The sequence below is a fragment of the Mesorhizobium sp. BHbdii genome, from assembly GCF_053848045.1.
In genome coordinates this window covers 98,006-116,779 of sequence record NZ_JBSPKX010000004.1, presented here as the reverse complement: position 1 = coordinate 116,779, position 18,774 = coordinate 98,006, and the positions used below count along the sequence as shown (strand labels likewise).

The 18,774-nt window shown below is 62.9% G+C and carries 17 protein-coding genes and 1 other RNA gene; 12 read left to right on the top strand and 6 right to left on the bottom strand.

What is annotated here, in order from left to right:
- Positions 1-36 precede the first annotated feature (36 nt).
- Positions 37-133, bottom strand: an RNA gene (gene ffs / locus ACWTU8_RS21225) — signal recognition particle sRNA small type.
- A 249-nt stretch (positions 134-382) separates the two neighbouring features.
- On the opposite strand from ffs, the gene ACWTU8_RS21220 reads away from it, so the two are divergent.
- Genes ACWTU8_RS21220 through ACWTU8_RS21210 form a run of 3 tightly spaced genes read left to right on the top strand, consistent with a single transcriptional unit; the run spans position 383 to position 2,093 of the window.
- The gene (locus ACWTU8_RS21220; RefSeq protein ID WP_029356985.1) at positions 383-802 is read left to right on the top strand and encodes an HIT domain-containing protein; all 420 of its coding nucleotides are present in this window, start codon (positions 383-385) and stop codon (positions 800-802) included.
- A 36-nt stretch (positions 803-838) separates the two neighbouring features.
- On the top strand, positions 839-1,780 hold the full coding sequence (gene nudC, locus ACWTU8_RS21215) for an NAD(+) diphosphatase (RefSeq protein WP_455849720.1): 942 nt from the start codon (positions 839-841) through the stop codon (positions 1,778-1,780).
- Between the two features lie 19 nt (positions 1,781-1,799).
- The gene (locus tag ACWTU8_RS21210) at positions 1,800-2,093 is read left to right on the top strand and encodes a Dabb family protein (protein WP_455849719.1); all 294 of its coding nucleotides are present in this window, start codon (positions 1,800-1,802) and stop codon (positions 2,091-2,093) included.
- A gap of 45 nt (positions 2,094-2,138) precedes the next feature.
- On the opposite strand, the gene ACWTU8_RS21205 is transcribed toward ACWTU8_RS21210, so the two are convergent.
- The 4 genes from ACWTU8_RS21205 to ACWTU8_RS21190 all read right to left on the bottom strand — a co-directional run bounded on the left by ACWTU8_RS21205 (position 2,139) and on the right by ACWTU8_RS21190 (position 5,419).
- Positions 2,139-2,792 (bottom strand): glutathione S-transferase family protein, encoded by a 654-nt coding sequence (locus tag ACWTU8_RS21205; protein WP_455849718.1) that lies wholly within the window; start codon positions 2,790-2,792, stop codon positions 2,139-2,141.
- A 146-nt stretch (positions 2,793-2,938) separates the two neighbouring features.
- On the bottom strand, positions 2,939-3,742 hold the full coding sequence (locus ACWTU8_RS21200) for an alpha/beta hydrolase (protein ID WP_455849717.1): 804 nt from the start codon (positions 3,740-3,742) through the stop codon (positions 2,939-2,941).
- 64 nt (positions 3,743-3,806) lie between these two features.
- Positions 3,807-4,670, bottom strand: coding sequence for a prephenate dehydratase (locus ACWTU8_RS21195; RefSeq protein ID WP_455849716.1), 864 nt, complete (start codon positions 4,668-4,670; stop codon positions 3,807-3,809).
- A 20-nt stretch (positions 4,671-4,690) separates the two neighbouring features.
- The gene (locus ACWTU8_RS21190; RefSeq protein WP_455849715.1) at positions 4,691-5,419 is read right to left on the bottom strand and encodes a 3-deoxy-manno-octulosonate cytidylyltransferase; all 729 of its coding nucleotides are present in this window, start codon (positions 5,417-5,419) and stop codon (positions 4,691-4,693) included.
- Between the two features lie 193 nt (positions 5,420-5,612).
- On the opposite strand from ACWTU8_RS21190, the gene ACWTU8_RS21185 reads away from it, so the two are divergent.
- From ACWTU8_RS21185 to ACWTU8_RS21155, 7 genes are all read left to right on the top strand, one after another.
- Positions 5,613-6,317 (top strand): c-type cytochrome, encoded by a 705-nt coding sequence (locus tag ACWTU8_RS21185; RefSeq protein WP_455849714.1) that lies wholly within the window; start codon positions 5,613-5,615, stop codon positions 6,315-6,317.
- Positions 6,318-6,475: 158 nt separating this feature from the next.
- Positions 6,476-8,356: an extracellular solute-binding protein gene (locus ACWTU8_RS21180; RefSeq protein WP_455849713.1), complete on the top strand. Its 1,881-nt coding sequence runs from the start codon at positions 6,476-6,478 to the stop codon at positions 8,354-8,356.
- Positions 8,356-10,242, top strand: coding sequence for an extracellular solute-binding protein (locus tag ACWTU8_RS21175; protein ID WP_455849712.1), 1,887 nt, complete (start codon positions 8,356-8,358; stop codon positions 10,240-10,242). The genes ACWTU8_RS21180 and ACWTU8_RS21175 overlap by 1 nt, the downstream gene beginning before the upstream one ends.
- A 279-nt stretch (positions 10,243-10,521) precedes the next feature.
- The gene (locus ACWTU8_RS21170; RefSeq protein ID WP_455849711.1) at positions 10,522-11,616 is read left to right on the top strand and encodes a microcin C ABC transporter permease YejB; all 1,095 of its coding nucleotides are present in this window, start codon (positions 10,522-10,524) and stop codon (positions 11,614-11,616) included.
- Positions 11,616-12,755: an ABC transporter permease gene (locus tag ACWTU8_RS21165; RefSeq protein ID WP_029356996.1), complete on the top strand. Its 1,140-nt coding sequence runs from the start codon at positions 11,616-11,618 to the stop codon at positions 12,753-12,755. The genes ACWTU8_RS21170 and ACWTU8_RS21165 overlap by 1 nt, the downstream gene beginning before the upstream one ends.
- Positions 12,752-14,383, top strand: coding sequence for an ABC transporter ATP-binding protein (locus ACWTU8_RS21160; protein ID WP_455849710.1), 1,632 nt, complete (start codon positions 12,752-12,754; stop codon positions 14,381-14,383). The genes ACWTU8_RS21165 and ACWTU8_RS21160 overlap by 4 nt, the downstream gene beginning before the upstream one ends.
- Before the next feature lie 30 nt (positions 14,384-14,413).
- Positions 14,414-15,355 (top strand): 2-hydroxyacid dehydrogenase, encoded by a 942-nt coding sequence (locus ACWTU8_RS21155; protein ID WP_455849709.1) that lies wholly within the window; start codon positions 14,414-14,416, stop codon positions 15,353-15,355.
- Between the two features lie 101 nt (positions 15,356-15,456).
- Here ACWTU8_RS21155 and ACWTU8_RS21150 read toward each other — a convergent pair whose 3' ends face one another.
- Positions 15,457-15,816, bottom strand: a complete 360-nt coding sequence (locus tag ACWTU8_RS21150; protein ID WP_455849708.1) for a hypothetical protein — start codon at positions 15,814-15,816, stop codon at positions 15,457-15,459.
- 216 nt (positions 15,817-16,032) lie between these two features.
- Here ACWTU8_RS21150 and ACWTU8_RS21145 point away from each other — a divergent pair, with 216 nt between their 5' ends.
- Positions 16,033-17,043: a ligase-associated DNA damage response exonuclease gene (locus ACWTU8_RS21145; protein ID WP_455838348.1), complete on the top strand. Its 1,011-nt coding sequence runs from the start codon at positions 16,033-16,035 to the stop codon at positions 17,041-17,043.
- A gap of 51 nt (positions 17,044-17,094) precedes the next feature.
- The gene (locus ACWTU8_RS21140) at positions 17,095-18,696 is read left to right on the top strand and encodes a cisplatin damage response ATP-dependent DNA ligase (protein WP_455849707.1); all 1,602 of its coding nucleotides are present in this window, start codon (positions 17,095-17,097) and stop codon (positions 18,694-18,696) included.
- Positions 18,697-18,774 lie beyond the last annotated feature (78 nt).

Below are 18,774 nucleotides of genomic sequence, written 5' to 3'. Positions count from 1 at the left end.
TTGGCGCCGTCAATGTCGCGGGAGAAAGGCGAAGAGGTGGGAGGCTGGAACAATGACCCGTTCCGGGCTCGTTAGGGCTGCTTCCTTCCGGACCTGACCCGGTTGGCGAGTGGACCGTCCACCACCAACCTCCCGCTTCCATATCGGCAATCCGGCGATGAAATGCAAGGGCGCAGGATTCAATCAGCCGGGAGTGGCGCCGAATGCTGAAACAGAAAACTCGCCTCGGGGCGGGTCATTGGCGCAAATCAGCACCATGGCTGAACCACTAGCATAACTGCCGTCACAAAGCAACGATTCGCTTGCCGCCTCTTGCGGGCCACCGGCAGCCGCTTTAGCGTTCAAAAGTCTAAAAAACATGACAAAAGTGAAGGAAACGCCGATGTTGCCGGGCCTCAAGGCCGGATTTACGCTGGATGCTCGTCTGGAGGCGGACAGCGAGCAATTGATGTGGCTCGGCCTATGCGAGCTGCGGGTGATGAACGACCGCCGCTGGCCGTGGCTGCTTCTGGTGCCGCAGCGACCGGGCGTGGAGGAAATCCACGATTTGACGCCGCTCGACCAGGCGATGCTGACCTTCGAGACCAATATGGTGGCGCAGGCGCTGAAGAGGGTGAGCGGCTGCACCAAGATCAACAGCGGCGCCCTCGGCAACGTCGTGCGCCAGTTGCATGTCCATGTCGTCGCCCGCTCGGAAGGCGATCCCGGCTGGCCGGGCCCGGTGTGGGGGCACGGCATGCGCGAGCCCTACCAGCGCTCGGACCTTCGCCGGTTTGCGCAACAGATAAAGGCGGCGCTATAAGCCTGTCCCGTGTCCATCCTGAACCTTGAGTCTCCCATGAGCATCCGCCTGTTTGACGCGCCCTTGCGCGAGCCGAGCCAGTTCGTCGGCTTCGCCGGCAATGTGATCGACCGGCAATCGGAAAACCGCGCCGACGATTCCGTCGAAATGGCGCTCGCCGATCCCTCGGTCAGGCTTTTGCTGATGCATGGCGGGCGGCTCTACCTGAAGCTCAGGGATGGCGGCTTCGACCCCTGGTTCGGCGCCGAGGAAAGCCAGCCGCTCCAGGTGTCGCTCGACCATGGCGTCCTGCTCGGTTTTTCCGACAGCGGCCCGGTGCTCGCCGTGCCGGCCGGGCTCGATCCCGAACAATTGCCGGAGTCGATCAAGGCCATAGACTATCGCTCGGTCTATATGCAGGGGCTGATCGACGAGGCGGCGGCCGGCGCGATGGCGCAAGGAGCAGCGCTGCTCGCCTGGCATGCCAGCCACCGGTTCTGCAGCAAATGCGGCACCGAAGCCGAAATACGGGCTGGCGGCTACAAGCGACTTTGCCCGGCCTGCGCGACCGAGCATTTTCCGCGCACCGACCCGGTGGCGATCATGCTGACGGCGACCCGCGAAAAATGCCTGCTTGGCCGCGGCCGGCATTTCGCACCGGGCATGTATTCGGCGCTCGCCGGCTTCATCGAACCCGGCGAGACGATCGAGGCGGCGGTGCGCCGTGAAACGCTGGAGGAAGCCGGCATCCGGCTTGGCCGCGTCGTCTACCATGCCAGCCAGCCCTGGCCGTTTCCCTATTCGCTGATGATCGGCTGCTTCGGCGAACCGCTCAACGACGACATCCAGGCCGACCTCAACGAACTCGAAGACTGCCGCTGGTTCTTTCGCGACGAGGTGCTCTCGATGCTGGCCCGCGAGCATCCGGGCGGCCTGGTCACCCCGCCGAAGGGGGCGATCGCCTATAACCTCATCCGCGCCTGGGCCGACAGCGCATAAAAACTCATAGGGGGAGCAAGTGATCCGTCACACAGTGGTGTTCAGGCTGAAGCACAAGGACAGCTCAGTCGAGGAGGCAAGATTCCTCGCTGATGCGAAAATACTGGCTGCGATACCGGGCGTCGAAAAGTTCGAGCAGCTGCGTCAGGTAAGCCCGAAGAACGATTATCGTTTCGGCTTCTCGATGGAGTTCGCCGACCAGGCCGCCTATACAGGTTACAACGACCATCCCGACCACATCGCCTTCGTCCGCGACCGCTGGATCCCCGAGGTCGAGGCGTTTCTCGAGATCGACTACGCGCCGCTGTCCTAAGATCAGAGTTCTGAACGAGCAAGTTCGTCCCCATAGCAGCCCTCATCAGCCGGTCGGTGACTTGCCAGTGAAAACCGCCAGTTGAGCGGCGAAAGCACGCTTGTAGGCCGGCCGGGCTTCGCCCCGGGCGACATAGGCGAAGAGGTTCGGATATTCGTCCAGTATACCCGACCCGCTCAACCTTAGCAGCACGTGCACCATCATCAGGTCCCCCGCGCTGAACGCACCATCGAGCCAGTCGGCATCGCCCAGGCGATCGGAAAGTTCGCCCAGCCGGTCACGGATGCGATCCTCGACCGTAGGCAGGCGCTGTTCGTGCCAGGTCTCATCGCGCTCCAGGAGCACGGCGGTTTGGCGCTCAAGGATCGGCGGCTCCACCGTGTTGAGCGCGGCAAACATCCATGTGATCGCGCGCGCCCGCGCATTCGCATCGTCCGGCAACAGGCCCGCATGGCGCTCGGCGATATGGAGTACGATCGCCCCCGACTCGAACAGGGCGAGATCGCCTTCCTCATAGGTCGGAATCTGTCCGAAAGGATGGAGTGCTCGATGCGCGGGTTCGTTCATCGCTTTGAACGAAACAAGACGAACCTTGTAGGGCTGGCCGACTTCTTCAAGCGCCCAACGAACGCGCATGTCACGCGCCAGTCCCCTTCCGCGATCGGGCGACCGTTCAAAGGCGGTGATGGTGGGGATCATTGGAAGGCTCCGGATGATTGCATGACGCCATCGTGCGTGACGTCGTCGATTGAGATCAGTTTCCTCATCTCGTCGCGTCCCTTCTTCGATTGAGGCAACCAAAGGACGAATGTCGAGCCGGAATTCCGACATCTGGGAACTGCTCGTCAATCGCGCGTGACCGCTGCAACGGAGGCGCGTAGCGCTCCGGCGAAATCGGGATGGCCATAGAGGTCGTTGTGGCCAGCCGCTATGGCGATGTGGCTGCGCAGATCACGGGCAGCCTCGCGCAGAGGTGCCGAACGTGCGGCAGGAACGATGGTGTCGTTTTCGGCGGTAATTACGGCCGTGGGCACATCGAGGTCGCGCAGGGATTCTGCCGCCTCCATGCGGTGCCGCAGCAAGAGGCGAACCGGCAGCCAGGGATAGTGGTGAGCGGCGAGTTCTCTCAGCGAATCGAAGGGTGTAACCATGACGATGCCGCGCAACGGCCGGGCCGCCGCCAGATCGACCGCAACCGCAGCGCCGACGCTAAGGCCGATGGCGACGATGCCGGCTTTGGCATCGGTGGCCAGGTGGTCGTGGGCGCGTCGGGCGTCCTCGAACAGGGCGGCGGCCGACGGGCTTCCGCTGCTCGGCGCATATCCGCGGTAGTGCAGCGCAGCGACCTGATGTTCTGGGAAAAGCTGGTGCAGCATGAGGGCAAGTGCGTCGGCATTCCAGGCATTGCCGGCGAATCCCAGCAGGAGCGGGCGCGGCGTGGCCGGCGTCTGCCTTGCCGGCAGGCGCACCAGAACGACGCGCTCGCCGTCCTTCGTCGCCAGTTCGACATGGCGGGCCCCGGCCGGCAGATCGGGTCCGAACGCCGCAAGGCCGGCCGGAAAGATCAGCCAGGACTGAAGCACATACACCACAGTGACAACGGCCGCATACAATGCAGCGACTGCGAGCATCAGTTTCAGAAGCCACATCGCAGGAATGTCGCCCGACGCTCGTCACCTGGCAAGGCGCTAAGTCCGGACGCCGCAGGGGGAGCTAATCCGCCACTTTCCATTGCTCGCGCGATTCGCTGGCCGGGTAGACGCCAAGGATCCGCATTTCGCGCGAGAAGAAGGCAAGCTCGTCGAGTGCCAGCTTGACCAAAGGATCGTCGGGATGGCCCTCGATATCGGCATAGAACAGGGTCGCGGTGAATGCGCCGAGCTGGTAGCTCTCCAGCTTGGTCATGTTGATGCCGTTGGTGGCAAAGCCGCCCATCGCCTTGTAGAGCGCGGCCGGCACGTTGCGGACGCGGAAGATGAACGTCGTCATCATCCTGGCTTCGGCGGAAGGGCGTTGTGCCCACTGCCTGTTCTTGGTCAGCACGACGAAACGGGTGACGTTGCTGTCGGTGTCCTCGACATTCTCCTCGATGATGTCGAGCCCGTAGAGCGTCGCGGCCAAGGCCGGCGCCAGCGCCGCCATGGTGCGGTCCTTCAGCTCGGCGATCAGCTTGGCGGCACCCGCCGTGTCGCCGGCGACCACCGGCTTCCAGCCGTTCTTGCGGATGTATTTGCGGCACTGGCCGAGCGCATGGATGTGGCTGTGCACGGTCATGATCTCGTCGCGCCTGACGCCCCGCAAGACCATCAGCTGGAAATGGATCGGCAGGAAATATTCGCCGACGATGTGCAGCTTCGATTCCGGTAGGAGGTGGTGGATGTCGGCGACGCGCCCGGCAATCGTGTTCTCGATCGGGATCATGGCGAGGTCGGCCTTGCCGGTCTCGACCGCATTGAAGGCATCCTCGAAGGTCGGACACGGCAACGGCTCCATATCAGGGAACATGTTGCGGCAGGCAGTGTCGGAATTGGCGCCCGGCTCGCCCTGGAAGGCTATTCTGTTGGTTTTTTCAGGCATTCTCAGGTTGACCGGATGTTTCAGGTTGAAAGGAGGGTTCTGGCGCGTTCGAGATCGTCCGGCGTGTCGACGCCGAACGGCGCCGACTGCACAATCTCGGCGTCGATGCGCATGCCGGCCTCCAGCGCCCGCAACTGCTCGAGCTTCTCGCGCCGTTCCAACGGCGATGGCTTCAGCGCGACGAAGCGTTCGAGCGCTGAGCGGCGATAGGCATAGAGGCCGATGTGGTGATAGAGCGGCCCCTCGCCCCAGGGTGCCGTGGCGCGGGTGAAATAGAGCGCCCGCAGCCGTGCCTCCGACAGCGGCGAGCCGACGATCTTGACGACATGCGGGTTGGTCTTTTCCTCGTCGCGGACGATCTCGATACCGAGCGTGGCGATGTCGACCGTCGCATCCTCGAAAGGCCTCAGCGCGGCATTGATGATGTCGGGATCGATGGTCGGCAGGTCGCCTTGCACATTGACGATCGTTTCGACCTTACGCCCGGGGTCCAGCGTGGCCAGCGCCTCGAAGATGCGGTCGGAGCCCGATTCGTGGCCGACGCGCGTCATCACCGCCTCGAAACCGTGCGCGCGCACCGCTTCGGCCACGCTTTCGGTATCGGTGGCGACCACCACCCGGCCGAGCCCGGCTTCGGCAGCGCGGCGGGCGACATGGACGATCATTGGGACGCCGGCGATGTCGGCCAGCGGCTTGCCCGGCAGGCGGGTCGAGGCCATGCGGGCCGGGATGAGAATGAGCGTGGACATCGGGTGATGAAGCGTCCGAAAAAGAGGAAGGGAAAAGTGGCAAAAGGTCTCACTGGAAGCGCCCTTATAGGTGTTGCAACGCCAGAGCAAAAGACCTAGTTTCCGCCCGATTTGACCGCCTTGTGGGGTGGTTCACGATTACCGACGGACGGAGTGGACGGATCGGTCCGCCGGAAAAGGGAGCCTGGGGCGTATGGACTCTTTCGAAATCAACAAGCTGATCGGCGGCCTGCTCGGAACCGTGTTCGTCGTCTTCTCGGTCGGCATTGTGTCCGACGCGCTGTTCGCCTCCCCCGCACCGGAAAAACCCGGCTTCGCCATCGAGGCGACCGAGGAGCCTGCCGAGGGCGGCCCGGCAGCCCCCGCTGCAGAAGCCAAGCCGATCGCCGACCTCCTGGCCAACGCCAATGTCGAGGCGGGTGCCGCCGTGTTCAAGAAGTGCCAGGCCTGCCACTCCGGCGAGAAGGGCGGGCCGAACAAGGTCGGCCCTGATCTCTGGGACCTAATCGACCGTCCCGTCGCCGAGCATGAGGGCTTCGCTTATTCGGCCGGCATGGAAGAGTTTTCCAAGGGCGGCGCCGAGAAGTGGACCTATGACAACCTCAATCACTTTCTCCTCTCGCCGAAGAAGCTCGTGAAGGGCACGGCGATGGGCTTCGCCGGCCTGCCGAAGGACGAGGACCGCGCCAACGTCATCGCCTATCTGCGCACGCTGTCGGACAGTCCAAAGCCGCCGCCGGCACCCGGCGCTTCGGCCGAGAATGCCGCCGCGCCCGCCGAAGGCGCGGCGCCGGCCAAACCGGCAGAAAGTGCAGCACCGGCCAAACCCGCAGAGGGTGCAGCGCCGGCCGCACCTGCACCGGCCCCAGCTGCTCCGCCACCAGCGCCGGCGCAATAACGCAATTGTAATCGTACATTCCTTGAAAAAGCCGGGTTCAGCCCGGCTTTTTCAATGGGAAAAGCGCATGTGCGGCGACAAAGGCGACCTGTCGCGGTTTTCTTGAGCGTCAAATGAACTAGATTGTCGGCTGACAGCTATCGCGCAGAGGAGAAGGCATGACGGTTGGCCGAACGTTTCTCAGATCGACGCTGGTTGTGGCGGCTTTCGCCGGCGGCCTGCAAGCAGCCTTCGCGGACGAATGGCGCACCACCTCGTCGCTGATCGGCGAATCCAAATACGGCAACAACTTCCAGCGCTACGACTACGTCAATCCGGACGCGCCGAAGGGCGGCACCCTAAATTCGGTGGTGCTCGGCACGTTCGACAGCTTCAATCCCTATATCGTCCAGGGTTCCTTCGCCGCCGGCTTCGTCCCGTTCGGCGGCGGCCTGCTCTATGACACGCTGATGGAGCAGGCGACCGACGAAGGCAGCGTCAGCCATCCGCTGATCTCCGACGCCTACAAACATCCGGACGACTATTCCTCGGCGACCTACCGTCTCGATCTGCGGGCCAAGTGGCACGACGGCAAGCCGATCACCACCGACGACGTGATCTGGTCGTTTCAGGTGCTGAAGGCCAACAGCCCGATGTACAGCCGCTATTTCGAGAACGTAACCGATGCCGTCGCGATCTCGGACCGCGAGGTCGAGTTCCATTTCGACCAGAAGGGCAATCGGGAGCTGCCGAAGATCCTCGGCGATCTGGTGGTGCTGCCGAAGCACTGGTGGGAAGGCACCGACGCCAACGGCAAGAAGCGCGATATCACCAGGCCGACGCAGGAGCCGCCGCTCGGCTCGGCCGCCTACAAGATCGCCAGCTTCAAGCCTGGCACTGAGATCGTCTGGCAGCGCGTGCCGGACTACTGGGGTGCCAAGCTGCCGGTGAAGATCGGGCGAGAGAATTTCGACAGGCGGCGTTTCAGCTACTTTCTCGACGACAATGCCTCTTGGCAGGCCTTCACCAAGGGCGGCTTTGAGGATTTTCGCGTTGAGTCACGGGCCCAGAGATGGGCAGTCGAGTACACCTTTCCCGCCATCAAAGCGGGGGACGTCATAAAAGCGGAATATCCCACAACCTCGCCGGAACCCATGCAGGCCTACGTGATGAACACGCGCCGGCCGCTCTTTCAGGACGTGCGCGTGCGCCAGGCTCTGACCTACGCTTATGATTTCGAGAGCATGAACCGCACCATCTTCTTCGGCGCCTATACGCGCACGGACAGTTATTTCGAAGGTGGCGATTTAGCCTCAAGCGGCCTGCCGCAGGGCAAGGAGCTGGAAATCCTGCAGCAATATCGCGACAAGCTGCCGCCCGAACTGTTCACCCAGGAGTTCAAGCTGCCCGTCTACACCACGCCGCAGTCGGGGCGTGAAAATCTTCGGAAGGCCTATGATCTCTTCAAGCAAGCGGGTTGGGTCAATCGCGGCGGCAAGCTCGTCAACGAAAAGACCGGCGAACCGTTCAGGATCGAATTTCTCGGCAACGACCCCGTAGACGAACGCGTCGCCGGGCCCTTGATTGACAATCTCAGACGTCTCGGCATCGATGCCACGCTGCGCATCGTTGACGACAGCCAGTACACGAACCGGACCCGCGCCTTCGATTTCGATATGCTGGCGGTTGCCGGCTTCCAGCAATCCAATTCGCCGGGTAACGAACAGCGGGATTTCTTCAGCTCCACTGCAGCCGATACATCCGGGTCACGCAATTTGGCAGGGATCAAGAACCCGATCGTCGACGCCCTCATCGACCGAGTGATCTTTGCCACCGATCGGGACGATCTGATAGGGGCCACCCACGCACTGGACCGGGTGCTGCTCTGGAACTACTACATGATCCCACAGTGGCACTTGGGAAAAATTCGTATCGCCTACTGGAACAAATTCGGCATCCCGGAGAAGCAACCGGCCTATAGCGGCGTCGACCAGAATTCCTGGTGGATCGACCCGGACAAGGAAAAGGCGCTGGCGGCAAAATACAAGAGTGGCAATTGATGACGGCGCTCCCCCGCCGCGCTCCTCTGGCCCGCCGCGACTTTCTGGCCCTGGGCGCCGCGGCCACGGCGGCAGCTTTGCTGCCCGGCCGGGCCTTCGCCGCCATCGCGACCGGCGTCAAGCTGCACGGGCTGTCGGCCTTCGGCGACCTCAAATATTCCCCAGGTTTCACACATTTCGACTATGTCAATCCGGACGCCGCCGAGGGCGGCCAGATGAATTTCGCACCGCCGAACTCCATCTTCAATCAGAGCTTCCTGACGTTCAACACGCTGAATTCCCTGGTGTTGAGGGGCGAATCGCCGCCGCGCACCGAACTCTGTTTCGATTCGCTGATGGCAAGCGCACTCGATGAGCCGGATGCGGTCTATGGCCGGCTTGCCGAGTCCGTCACCTTATCGCCGGACCGCAATGGCTTCCGCTTCAGCCTGCGACCGCAAGCGCGCTTCCACGACGGCTCGCCACTGACGGCGGAGGACGTCGCCTTCGCATTGAAGCTTTACAAGGACAAGGGCCACCCGAACCTCTCCCAGGTGTTGCGGCATATGACGGAAGCGGTGGCGGTCGATCCGGTTACCCTCGACCTTACCTTCAACGGCAAACAATCCGCGCAGAATATCCTTGCGATCGTCGCAATGCCGATCGTGTCCAAAGCCTTTTATACGGTCAATGATTTCGATGCCTCGACGATGAAACCGCCGCTCAGCTCCGGACCATATAAAATAGGGCGCGTGGCCGCCGGGCAGACCGTCGAATATGAACGCGTCGCCGACTATTGGGGCAGGGATCTGGCCGTGAACCGCGGCCTCTATAATTTTGACCGCATCCGTATCGACTTTTACATCAATCGCCAGGCAGCGTTCGAAGCCTTGAAAAAGGGGGACACGCATTTTCGCGAGGAATTTACCTCGCGCGTATGGGCGACCGGTTACGACTTCCCGGCGCTGAAGGACGGCAGAGTCGTCAAACGCGAATTTCCCGGCGAGAAAACGCCATCCATGCAGGCTGTCGCGCTGAACCAGCGTCGTCCGCAATTCCGCGATGTGCGCGTCAGACGAGCGATTGCCAATTGCTTCGATTTCGAATGGACCAAGCGGGTTTTGTTTTACGGCGCCTACGAGCGCTCGCAATCCAACTTCGAACGGTCGGATTACAAGGCCGAGGGCCTGCCCTCGGCCGAGGAATTGGCCCTGTTGGAGCCGTTTCGAGCCGAGCTGCCGCCGGAAACCTTCGGCGAAGCGGTGATGCAGCCTGTCTCCGACGGTTCGGGCCACGACCGTAAGCTGCTGCGCGCGGGTTCGAGACTGCTTGCCGAAGCCGGCTGGAAGCGGGCGGGCAATTTCGTCGTCAATGAAAAGGGCGAGCGGCTGCGGGTGGAAATGTTGGCCGAGGACGATGGCATCGTTCGGCTTTTCTCGCCGTGGGCCGAGAACATGAAAACGATCGGCATCGACGCTTCTATCCGGCAGGTGGATTCGACGCAGTATGAACAGCGGCACAGCAATTTCGACTTCGATTTCACCCTGCTCGCGTGGTCGATCGGGGCGACGCCGACTGCCGACGGCCTGGAGATACTCTATGATTCCCGGATGGCGAAAACGCCGGGAATGCGCAACTATCCCGGTACGGAAAGCAAGGCCATCGATGCGCTGATCGAGGCAGCCGGCAAGGCGCAAAGCCGGATCGAACTGGTCACGGCGCTCAAAGCACTCGATCGGGTCTTGCGCGCGCGCCTAGACTGGATTCCAACATATTATCTCGCGAATCACCGAGTAGCCTATTGGGACATGTTCGGCTTTCCCGAGCAGAAGCCTGATTTCGGCTTTCCGGTCGAGGCGCTGTGGTGGTTCGACAAGGACAAGGCGGCAAAGATTGGCAAAGCCTAAACTTCTTGCGGGCGTTGGCGCCGCCCCTCACCTGCCTGCCGGCATCCTCTCCCCGTATAGCGACGGGGAGAGGGGCGCTTCCATCGAGGGTTTCGCCAATCACAAGCGTGGCGATAAAAGCGCCGAGATTGCGGCCAGCCCCTTTCTCCCCGTCACTATACGGGGAGAAATGTCCGGCCGGACAATGAGGGGCGGCGCCAGTTTCGAAAATTGGTTCGAGGCGATTGCCTTGGCGGCATCTCCAGACACAATGATCTCCCTCAAGGAAGACAACATCTGATGGGCGCCTATATCCTGCGCCGCATCCTGCTGATGATCCCGACCCTGTTCGGCATCATGGCGGTGTCCTTCGCCGTCATCCAGTTCGCGCCGGGCGGGCCTGTCGAGCAGGTCATCGCCAGGCTGACCAACCAGGGCGGCAGCGATCGCCTTGGCGGTGGCGGTGGCGACGCCGGCGCCAGCAATTTCGACGTGGCCGGCGACGTCGGTTCGAAATATCGCGGCGCGCAGGGGCTCGACCCCGAATTCATCGCCAAGCTGGAAAAGCAGTTCGGCTTCGACAAGCCACCGCTCGAGCGCTTCGGCATGATGCTGTGGAACTATATCCGGTTCGATTTCGGCGACAGCTATTTCCGTGACATCTCGGTGATCGATCTGATCCTGGAGAAGATGCCGGTATCGATCTCGATCGGGCTGTGGATCACGCTGCTGTCCTACCTGATCTCGATCCCGCTCGGCATCCGCAAGGCAGTCAAGGACGGCTCGGCATTCGACGTATGGACCAGCGGCGTCGTCATTGTCGGCTACGCCATTCCGGGCTTCCTGTTCGGCATCCTGCTGATGGTGCTGTTTGCCGGCGGATCCTTCTACGACTGGTTTCCGCTGCGCGGCATCACCTCCGACAATTGGGACCAGCTGTCCTGGCCGGCGCGGATCTTCGACTATCTCTGGCACATGACCTTGCCGCTGACGGCGCTGGTGCTGTCCGCCTTCGCCACCACGACGCTGCTGACCAAGAATTCGTTCCTCGAGGAAATCCGCAAGCAATATGTGGTGACCGCGCGCGCCAAGGGCCTATCGGAACGGCAGGTTCTCTATGGACACGTCTTTCGCAACGCCATGCTGATCGTCGTTGCCGGCTTTCCCGGCGCCTTCATCTCGGCCTTCTTCACCGGCTCGCTGCTGATCGAGAACATCTTTTCACTCGACGGCCTCGGCCTGCTCGGTTTCAGGTCGGTGGTCGAGCGCGACTACCCGGTGGTGTTCGCCAATCTCTACATCTTCTCGCTGCTTGGCCTGATCGTCGGGCTCCTGTCCGACCTGATCTATACCTGGGTCGACCCGCGCATCGACTTCGAGCGGAGAGACGTCTGATGGCCGGGGCCGCAGCCGAAACGGCGCCGGACCGGATTGCCCGGCCCTGGCTGTCGCCGCTCAACCAGCGGCGCCTGCAGAATTTTAGGGCCAACCGGCGCGGCTATTGGTCGTTGTGGATCTTTCTCGTGCTTTTCGTGCTGTCGCTGTTTTCCGAATGGATCGCCAACGACAAGCCGGTCCTCGTTTCCTACAAGGGCGAGATCCTGTTTCCGGTCCTGGTCGCTTATCCCGAGGAGAAGTTCGGCGGCTTTTATGCGGTCACCGACTATCGTGACCCGGTCATCCAGGACGAGATCAATGCCCATGGCTGGATGATCTGGCCGCCGGTCCGCTACTCCTACCGGACCGTCAACAACGCGATCCCCGAGGCGGCGCCCACCAAGCCGTCCTGGCTCTATGACGTCAAGACACGCTGCAACCAGTATCCGCAAGGTACCGCCGACCCCAATTGCGCCGTCGGCAACTGGAACTGGCTGGGCACCGACGACCAGGCCCGCGACGTGCTGGCGCGCGTTATTTACGGGTTCAGGGTCTCGGTGCTGTTCGGCCTGATCCTCACCGCCGGCTCGGCGCTGATCGGCGTGACGGCCGGGGCATTGCAGGGCTATTTCGGCGGCTGGACCGACCTTCTGTTCCAGCGCTTCATAGAGATCTGGTCGGCGATCCCGGTGCTTTATCTCTTGCTGATCGTCGCCGCCATCCTGCCGCCCGGCTTCTTCATCCTGCTTGGACTGATGCTGCTGTTCTCCTGGGTGGCGCTGGTCGGCGTGGTGCGGGCCGAGTTCCTGCGCGCCCGCAACTTCGAATATGTCAACGCCGCCCGCGCGCTCGGCGTACCCAATGGCACCATCATGTTCCGGCATCTGTTGCCAAACGCCATGGTGGCGACGCTGACCTTCCTGCCCTTTCTGCTCAGCGGCTCGATCTCGACGCTGACCTCGCTCGACTACCTTGGCTTCGGCCTGCCGCCCGGCTCGGCGTCGCTGGGCGAGCTCCTGAAGCAGGCGCAGCGCAACCTCAACGCGCCATGGCTGGGCATTTCCGGCTTCGTCGTCATCTCGCTGATGCTGTCGCTGCTGGTCTTCGTCGGCGAAGCGACCCGCGACGCTTTCGATCCGCGCAAGACGTTCAGATGAGCGAAGCCCCTCTCCTCTCCGTGCGCGATCTCAGCGTCGCCTTCGCGCAGGAGGGCCGCCAGTCGATGGCCGTCGACCACATCTCCTTCGACATCGCCAAGGGCGAGACGGTGGCGCTGGTCGGCGAATCCGGCTCCGGCAAGTCGGTCTCGGCGCTGTCGGTGCTGAAGCTGCTGCCTTATCCGGCTGCCAGCCATCCATCAGGAAAGATCCTGTTCCAGGGCGCCGACCTGCTCGCCACCGACGAGAAGGCATTGCGCCGCGTGCGCGGCAACAAGATCACCATGATCTTCCAGGAGCCGATGACCTCGCTCAATCCGCTGCACACGATCGAGCAGCAGATCATCGAGGTGCTGGCGCTGCACCAGGGCCTGGGCGACCGCCAAGCCAGGGCGCGCACCCTGGAGCTGCTCAACGAGGTCGGTATCCGCGAGCCGGAGAAACGGCTCGACGCCTATCCGCACCAGCTTTCCGGCGGCCAGCGCCAGCGCGTCATGATCGCCATGGCACTGGCCAACGAACCGGAACTGCTGATCGCCGACGAACCGACGACGGCACTCGACGTCACCGTGCAAGCGCAGATCCTCGAACTGCTTGCGGAGCTGAAGAGCCGCAAGGGCATGTCGATGCTGTTCATCACCCACGATCTCGGCATCGTCAGAAAGATCGCCGACCGGGTCTGCGTGATGACCAAGGGCAAGATCGTCGAGACCGGACCGACGAAAGATATCTTCGCCAACCCGCAGCACACCTATACGCGGCATCTGCTGGCCGCCGAACCGAAGGGCAAACCGCCCGCCGCCAACGCTGCCGCCAAGCCTGTGATGACCGGCCAGGACATAAAAGTCTGGTTTCCGATCAAGAAGGGCTTTTTCCGGCGCACCGTCGACAATGTGAAGGCGGTGGACGGCATCGACGTCACCGTGCGCGCCGGCCAGACGCTCGGCGTCGTCGGCGAATCCGGCTCTGGCAAGACGACGCTCGGCCTGGCGCTGGCCAGGATGATCTCGTCGACCGGGACCATTCGGTTCAACGGGCGCGATATCAATGAACTGTCATTCAATGCCATGCGGCCGCTGCGGCGCGAGCTGCAGATCGTCTTCCAGGATCCGTTCGGGTCGTTGAGCCCGCGCATGTCGGTCTCCGAGATCATCGAGGAAGGGCTGGAGATCCACGAGCCGAAGCTGTCGCACGATGAGCGCGACAAGCGCATCGTCGAAGTGCTCGGGGAAGTCGGGCTCGATCCCGCCACGGGCAATCGCTATCCGCACGAGTTTTCCGGCGGCCAGCGCCAGCGCATCGCCATCGCCCGCGCCATGGTGCTCAACCCGCGCTTCGTCATGCTGGACGAGCCGACCTCGGCGCTCGACATGAGCGTGCAGGCGCAGGTGGTCGATCTTCTGCGCAACCTGCAGGCGAAGCACGACCTCGCCTATCTGTTCATCAGCCACGACCTGAAGGTCATCCGCGCGCTTGCCAACGACGTCATCGTCATGCGCAATGGCAGGATCGTCGAAGCCGGCCCATCCGAACAGATTTTCGAACGGCCGCAGACCGACTATACCAAGGCGCTGATCTCGGCCGCATTCAGGATCGAAACGGCGCCGGTCGGCATCGTCAGCGAGTAGCCTGTACCGCATAAGGAAATAGAATCCGCAATGGAAAAAGGCCGTATCCTGCTTGCCCTCACCGGTATCCATCCAGGCCGTTGGCGCGAACTCTTGTCGGCGGAACGCGAGGTGGTGCTCGAGCCGGACGGCGCCAGCGATCCCTCGATCACCTATGCGGTGGTGTGGAAGCAGCGACCCAACCTTCTGTCGTCGCTGCCCAATCTGCGCGCTGTCTTTTCGATCGGCGCCGGCGTCGACCACATCTTCGCCGATCCCACTTTGCCCGACGTGCCGATCGTCAAGGTCGTGGCCGACAACCTGACCCAGTACATGACCGAATACGTCGTCTGGCGGGTGCTCGATCACCATCGCCAGGGCATGCTCTACCGGTCGCAGCAGCAAAAGAAGATCTGGCACGAGCCACCGCAGCGACCGGCCGGCGACATCTCCGTCGGAATCATGGGGCTCGGCACACTTGGCCGCGCGGCGGCGTCGGTGCTTTTGTCGCTCGGCTTTGCGGTCAATGGCTGGTCGCGCAGCGAGCGGCCGATGAACGGCGTTTCGACCTATGCAGGCGAGGCCGGATTGGTCCCCTTCCTCAACGCCACCGACATTCTGGTGGTGCTTTTGCCACTCACGCCGCAGACGCAAGGCGTGATCAATTACGGCGTGCTGAAGGAATTGAGGAAACGCAACGGCCTCGGCGGCTCGGTGCTGATCAATGCCGGGCGCGGCAAGTTGCAGAAGGACGCCGACATTCTGCGTGCGCTGGAGGACGGCACACTCAAGGAAGCGAGCCTCGACGTGTTCGAGGTCGAGCCGCTGCCGAAGACCAGCCGGCTGTGGACCCACCCGAAAGTGTTCGTGACGCCGCATGCGGCGGCGACCTCCGACCCCGTGCATCTGGTGCCGATTATGCTGCGCCAGATGGCCGCCTTCGAGCGCGGCGGGAAGCTCGAGAACGTGGTGGATCGCGACGCGGGGTATTAGAGCGCCGCGCGTCCAATTGAACGCGCAAAGGACGCTTTAACATTTTTTGAATCGACGCATGATCCTTCCCGGAAATCGATTCCGATTTCCGGGATCATGCGCTAACCCGGCAGGCCAAGCTTGGTCTGCTTGGCCGGCTTGCCACATTCGCGGCGGGCGATCGACCGGTTCATGGCATCGATCCGGCCGCTCGCCTGTTCGACCTCTCGCTGGGCCTTGGAACGGGCGTCCGGCATGAACGGGCCGAGGCCCACCCCGGTATCGGAGAAGGACGGCTTGGCATCCTGTGGAAGGCGGTATTGCTGTGCCAGCCGGTTGCGTTGCGCCAGCAATTGATTGCAGGGCACGCTGTCATATTGCAGCGAGGACTGGACATTCGCGTCCTGTCGCTCGGCAATCGAGGTGCCGATGCAACCGGCTATTGCCAGGCAAGATGCCAAGACCACCAAGTTCCAGCGCATGCAACGTCCTCCGTGTCGGTGTCCTGCCCTTTCGGGCATTCGAATCGGACTTTTTTCGCAGCCGCCGCCACGTGTGGCGCAGGTGAACGAAAATGATCGCCGACGAGGCCTGATGCGGTTTCACGATAGACGTCCCGCCGACAGTTGCCTGTAAGCCGAGTCAGCAGTCACTTGCAACAGGCTTCCCGCGCCGCAATTAGCAACTATCTTGGAGCCATGCGCGCCAGTGACCTGCTTCATCCCCGGCCCGAGGGTCTCTATTGCCCACCCGGCGATTTCTTCATCGACCCGGTGCGGCCGGTCAACCGGGCGCTAATCACGCACGGCCATTCCGACCATGCCCGTTCAGGCCACCGCTCGGTGCTGGCCACACAACAGACGCTTGACATTATGGGGCTGCGCTACGGCGAGGACTTTGCCGGGACGACGCAAGCGGCAGCACTTGGCGAGGCGATTGCGCTGAACGGCGTCACCGTAACCTTCCATCCGGCCGGCCATGTGCTGGGCTCGGCGCAGATCGAGGTCGTGCATCAGGGCTCATGCATCGTCGCTTCGGGCGACTACAAGCGCCATAGGGACGCGACTTGCGAGCCGTTCGAACCGGTCAAGTGCGACGTGTTCATCACCGAGGCGACTTTCGGCCTGCCGGTGTTCCGTCACCCGCCCGATACCGAAGAGATCGCCCGCCTGCTGAAATCGACGGCGCAGTTTCCCGAACGCGCGCATCTGGTCGGCGCCTATGCGCTCGGCAAGGCGCAGCGCGTCATGCGGTTGCTGCGCGACGCCGGCTACGACAAGCCAATCTACATCCACGGCGCGCTGGCCAAGCTCAGCGACTACTATCAGAGCCAGGGCATCGACCTCGGGACGCTGGAGCCGGCGACCGTCGAAAGCGGTGGTAAGGACGACTTCACCGGGGCCATCGTCGTTGGCCCGCCCTCGGCCTTCGCCGACCGCTGGGCGCGACGCTTTCCCGATCCGATCTCGTGCTTTGCGTCCGGCTGGATGCGCATCCGCCAGCGCGCCAAGCAGGGCGGCGTCGAACTGCCGCTGATCATTTCCGACCACGCCGACTGGGACGAGCTGACCGCCACGATCAGGGAGACCGGCGCCGGAGAAATCTGGGTGACGCATGGCCGCGAGGAGGCCCTGGTGCGCTGGTGCGAACTCGAAGGCATCGCCGCGCGGCCGCTGCATCTCGTCGGCTACGAGGATGAGGGCGATTGAGCTGATGGAACGAACAATCGTCAACGCAGCGCTGACGCGGTTCTCACCGCCATGAATCGCTTCGCCGAACTCCTCGATCGCCTTGTCCTGACTCCGTCGCGTAACGGCAAGCTGACGCTGCTGAGCGATTATTTCCGCAGCGTCGAGGATCCGGATCGCGGCCTGGCGCTGGCTGCCATCACCGGCGACCTGACCATCGCGGCGGTCAAGCCGGCTATGCTTCGCATGCTGGTGATGGAGCGGATGGATCCGGTGCTGTTCGGCTATTCCTACGATTATGTCGGCGACCTGGCCGAGACCGTGTCGCTGGTCTGGCCGCAATCGCCCGCGGATATCGCCAGCCATGAGCCGACGCTCGCCGAGGTCGTCGCAAAGCTGCAGGCGGCGAGCCGTTCCGACGGGCCGAAGGTGCTGGCCAGACTGCTCGACAGCGCCAGCATCTCGGCGCGTTTCGCCATCATCAAGCTGGTCACCGGCGGGCTGCGCATCGGCGTCTCGGCGCGATTGGCCAAGCAGGCGCTGGCCGATCTCGGCAAGGTCGACATCGCCGAAATCGAAGAACTCTGGCATGGGCTGACGCCGCCCTATGCCGAGCTGTTCGCCTGGCTGGAAGGCAAGGCAGAAAAACCCAGAAAGACGGCCCTGGCGCTGTTCCGGCCGGTGATGCTGTCGAACCCGATCGGTGACGGCGATCTCGAAAAGCTCGACCCGGCCGACTACGCCGCCGAATGGAAATGGGACGGCATCCGCGTCCAGGCCGTATCGGAAGGCGGCATTCGCCGGCTCTATTCGCGCACCGGCGACGACGTCTCCGGGGCCTTTCCGGACCTCGCAGAGGCGATGGATTTTTCCGCCACCCTCGACGGCGAGCTTCTGGTCGGCGATCCCCTGCAGGCGACCGGTACGTTCTCGGACCTGCAGCAGCGGCTGAACCGCAAGAGCGTGACACCGAAGATCCAGCAGCAATACCCAGCCTTCATGCGCTGCTACGACGTGCTTCAGGTCGGCGACGAGGACTTGCGCGCGCGCTCTTTCCGCGAGCGGCGCGGCCGCCTCGAAGCCTTCGTGCAGACGCTCGATCCGAGCCGCTTCGATCTTTCGCCGCTGGTCGAATTCACCGACTGGCAGGCGTTGGAGAAATTGCGCCGCAAGCCGCTGCATCCGGTCATCGAAGGCGTAATGCTGAAGCGCTGGGATTCGCCCTATCTCACCGGCCGGCCCAAAGGTCCATGGTTCAAATGGAAGCGCGATCCGCACACGGTCGACGCCGTGCTGATGTATGCCCAGCGCGGCCACGGCAAGCGTTCGAGCTTCTATTCCGATTACACGTTCGGCGTCTGGTCCGGCCCGGAAGGATCGGAGGAACTGGTGCCAGTGGGGAAAGCCTATTTCGGCTTCACCGACGAGGAACTGAGGCAGATCGACAAATATGTCCGCGACAACACGATCGAGCGTTTCGGCCCGGTCCGCTCGGTGCGGGCCGACCGCAGACAAGGCCTCGTGCTGGAGGTGGCGTTCGAAGGGCTCAGCCGCTCGACACGGCACAAATCCGGCGTCGCCATGCGCTTTCCCCGCATTTCACGGCTGCGCTGGGACAAGCCGGCGGCCGAGGCCGACCGCATCGAGACGCTGCAGGCGCTGCTTGACAGTTAGATTTTTGTTTTGAGCATCGGATTTTCCCAAAACCGGTTTCCACCCCGGGTCAAGCCCGTGAGCATGCTTTTGGGTCCG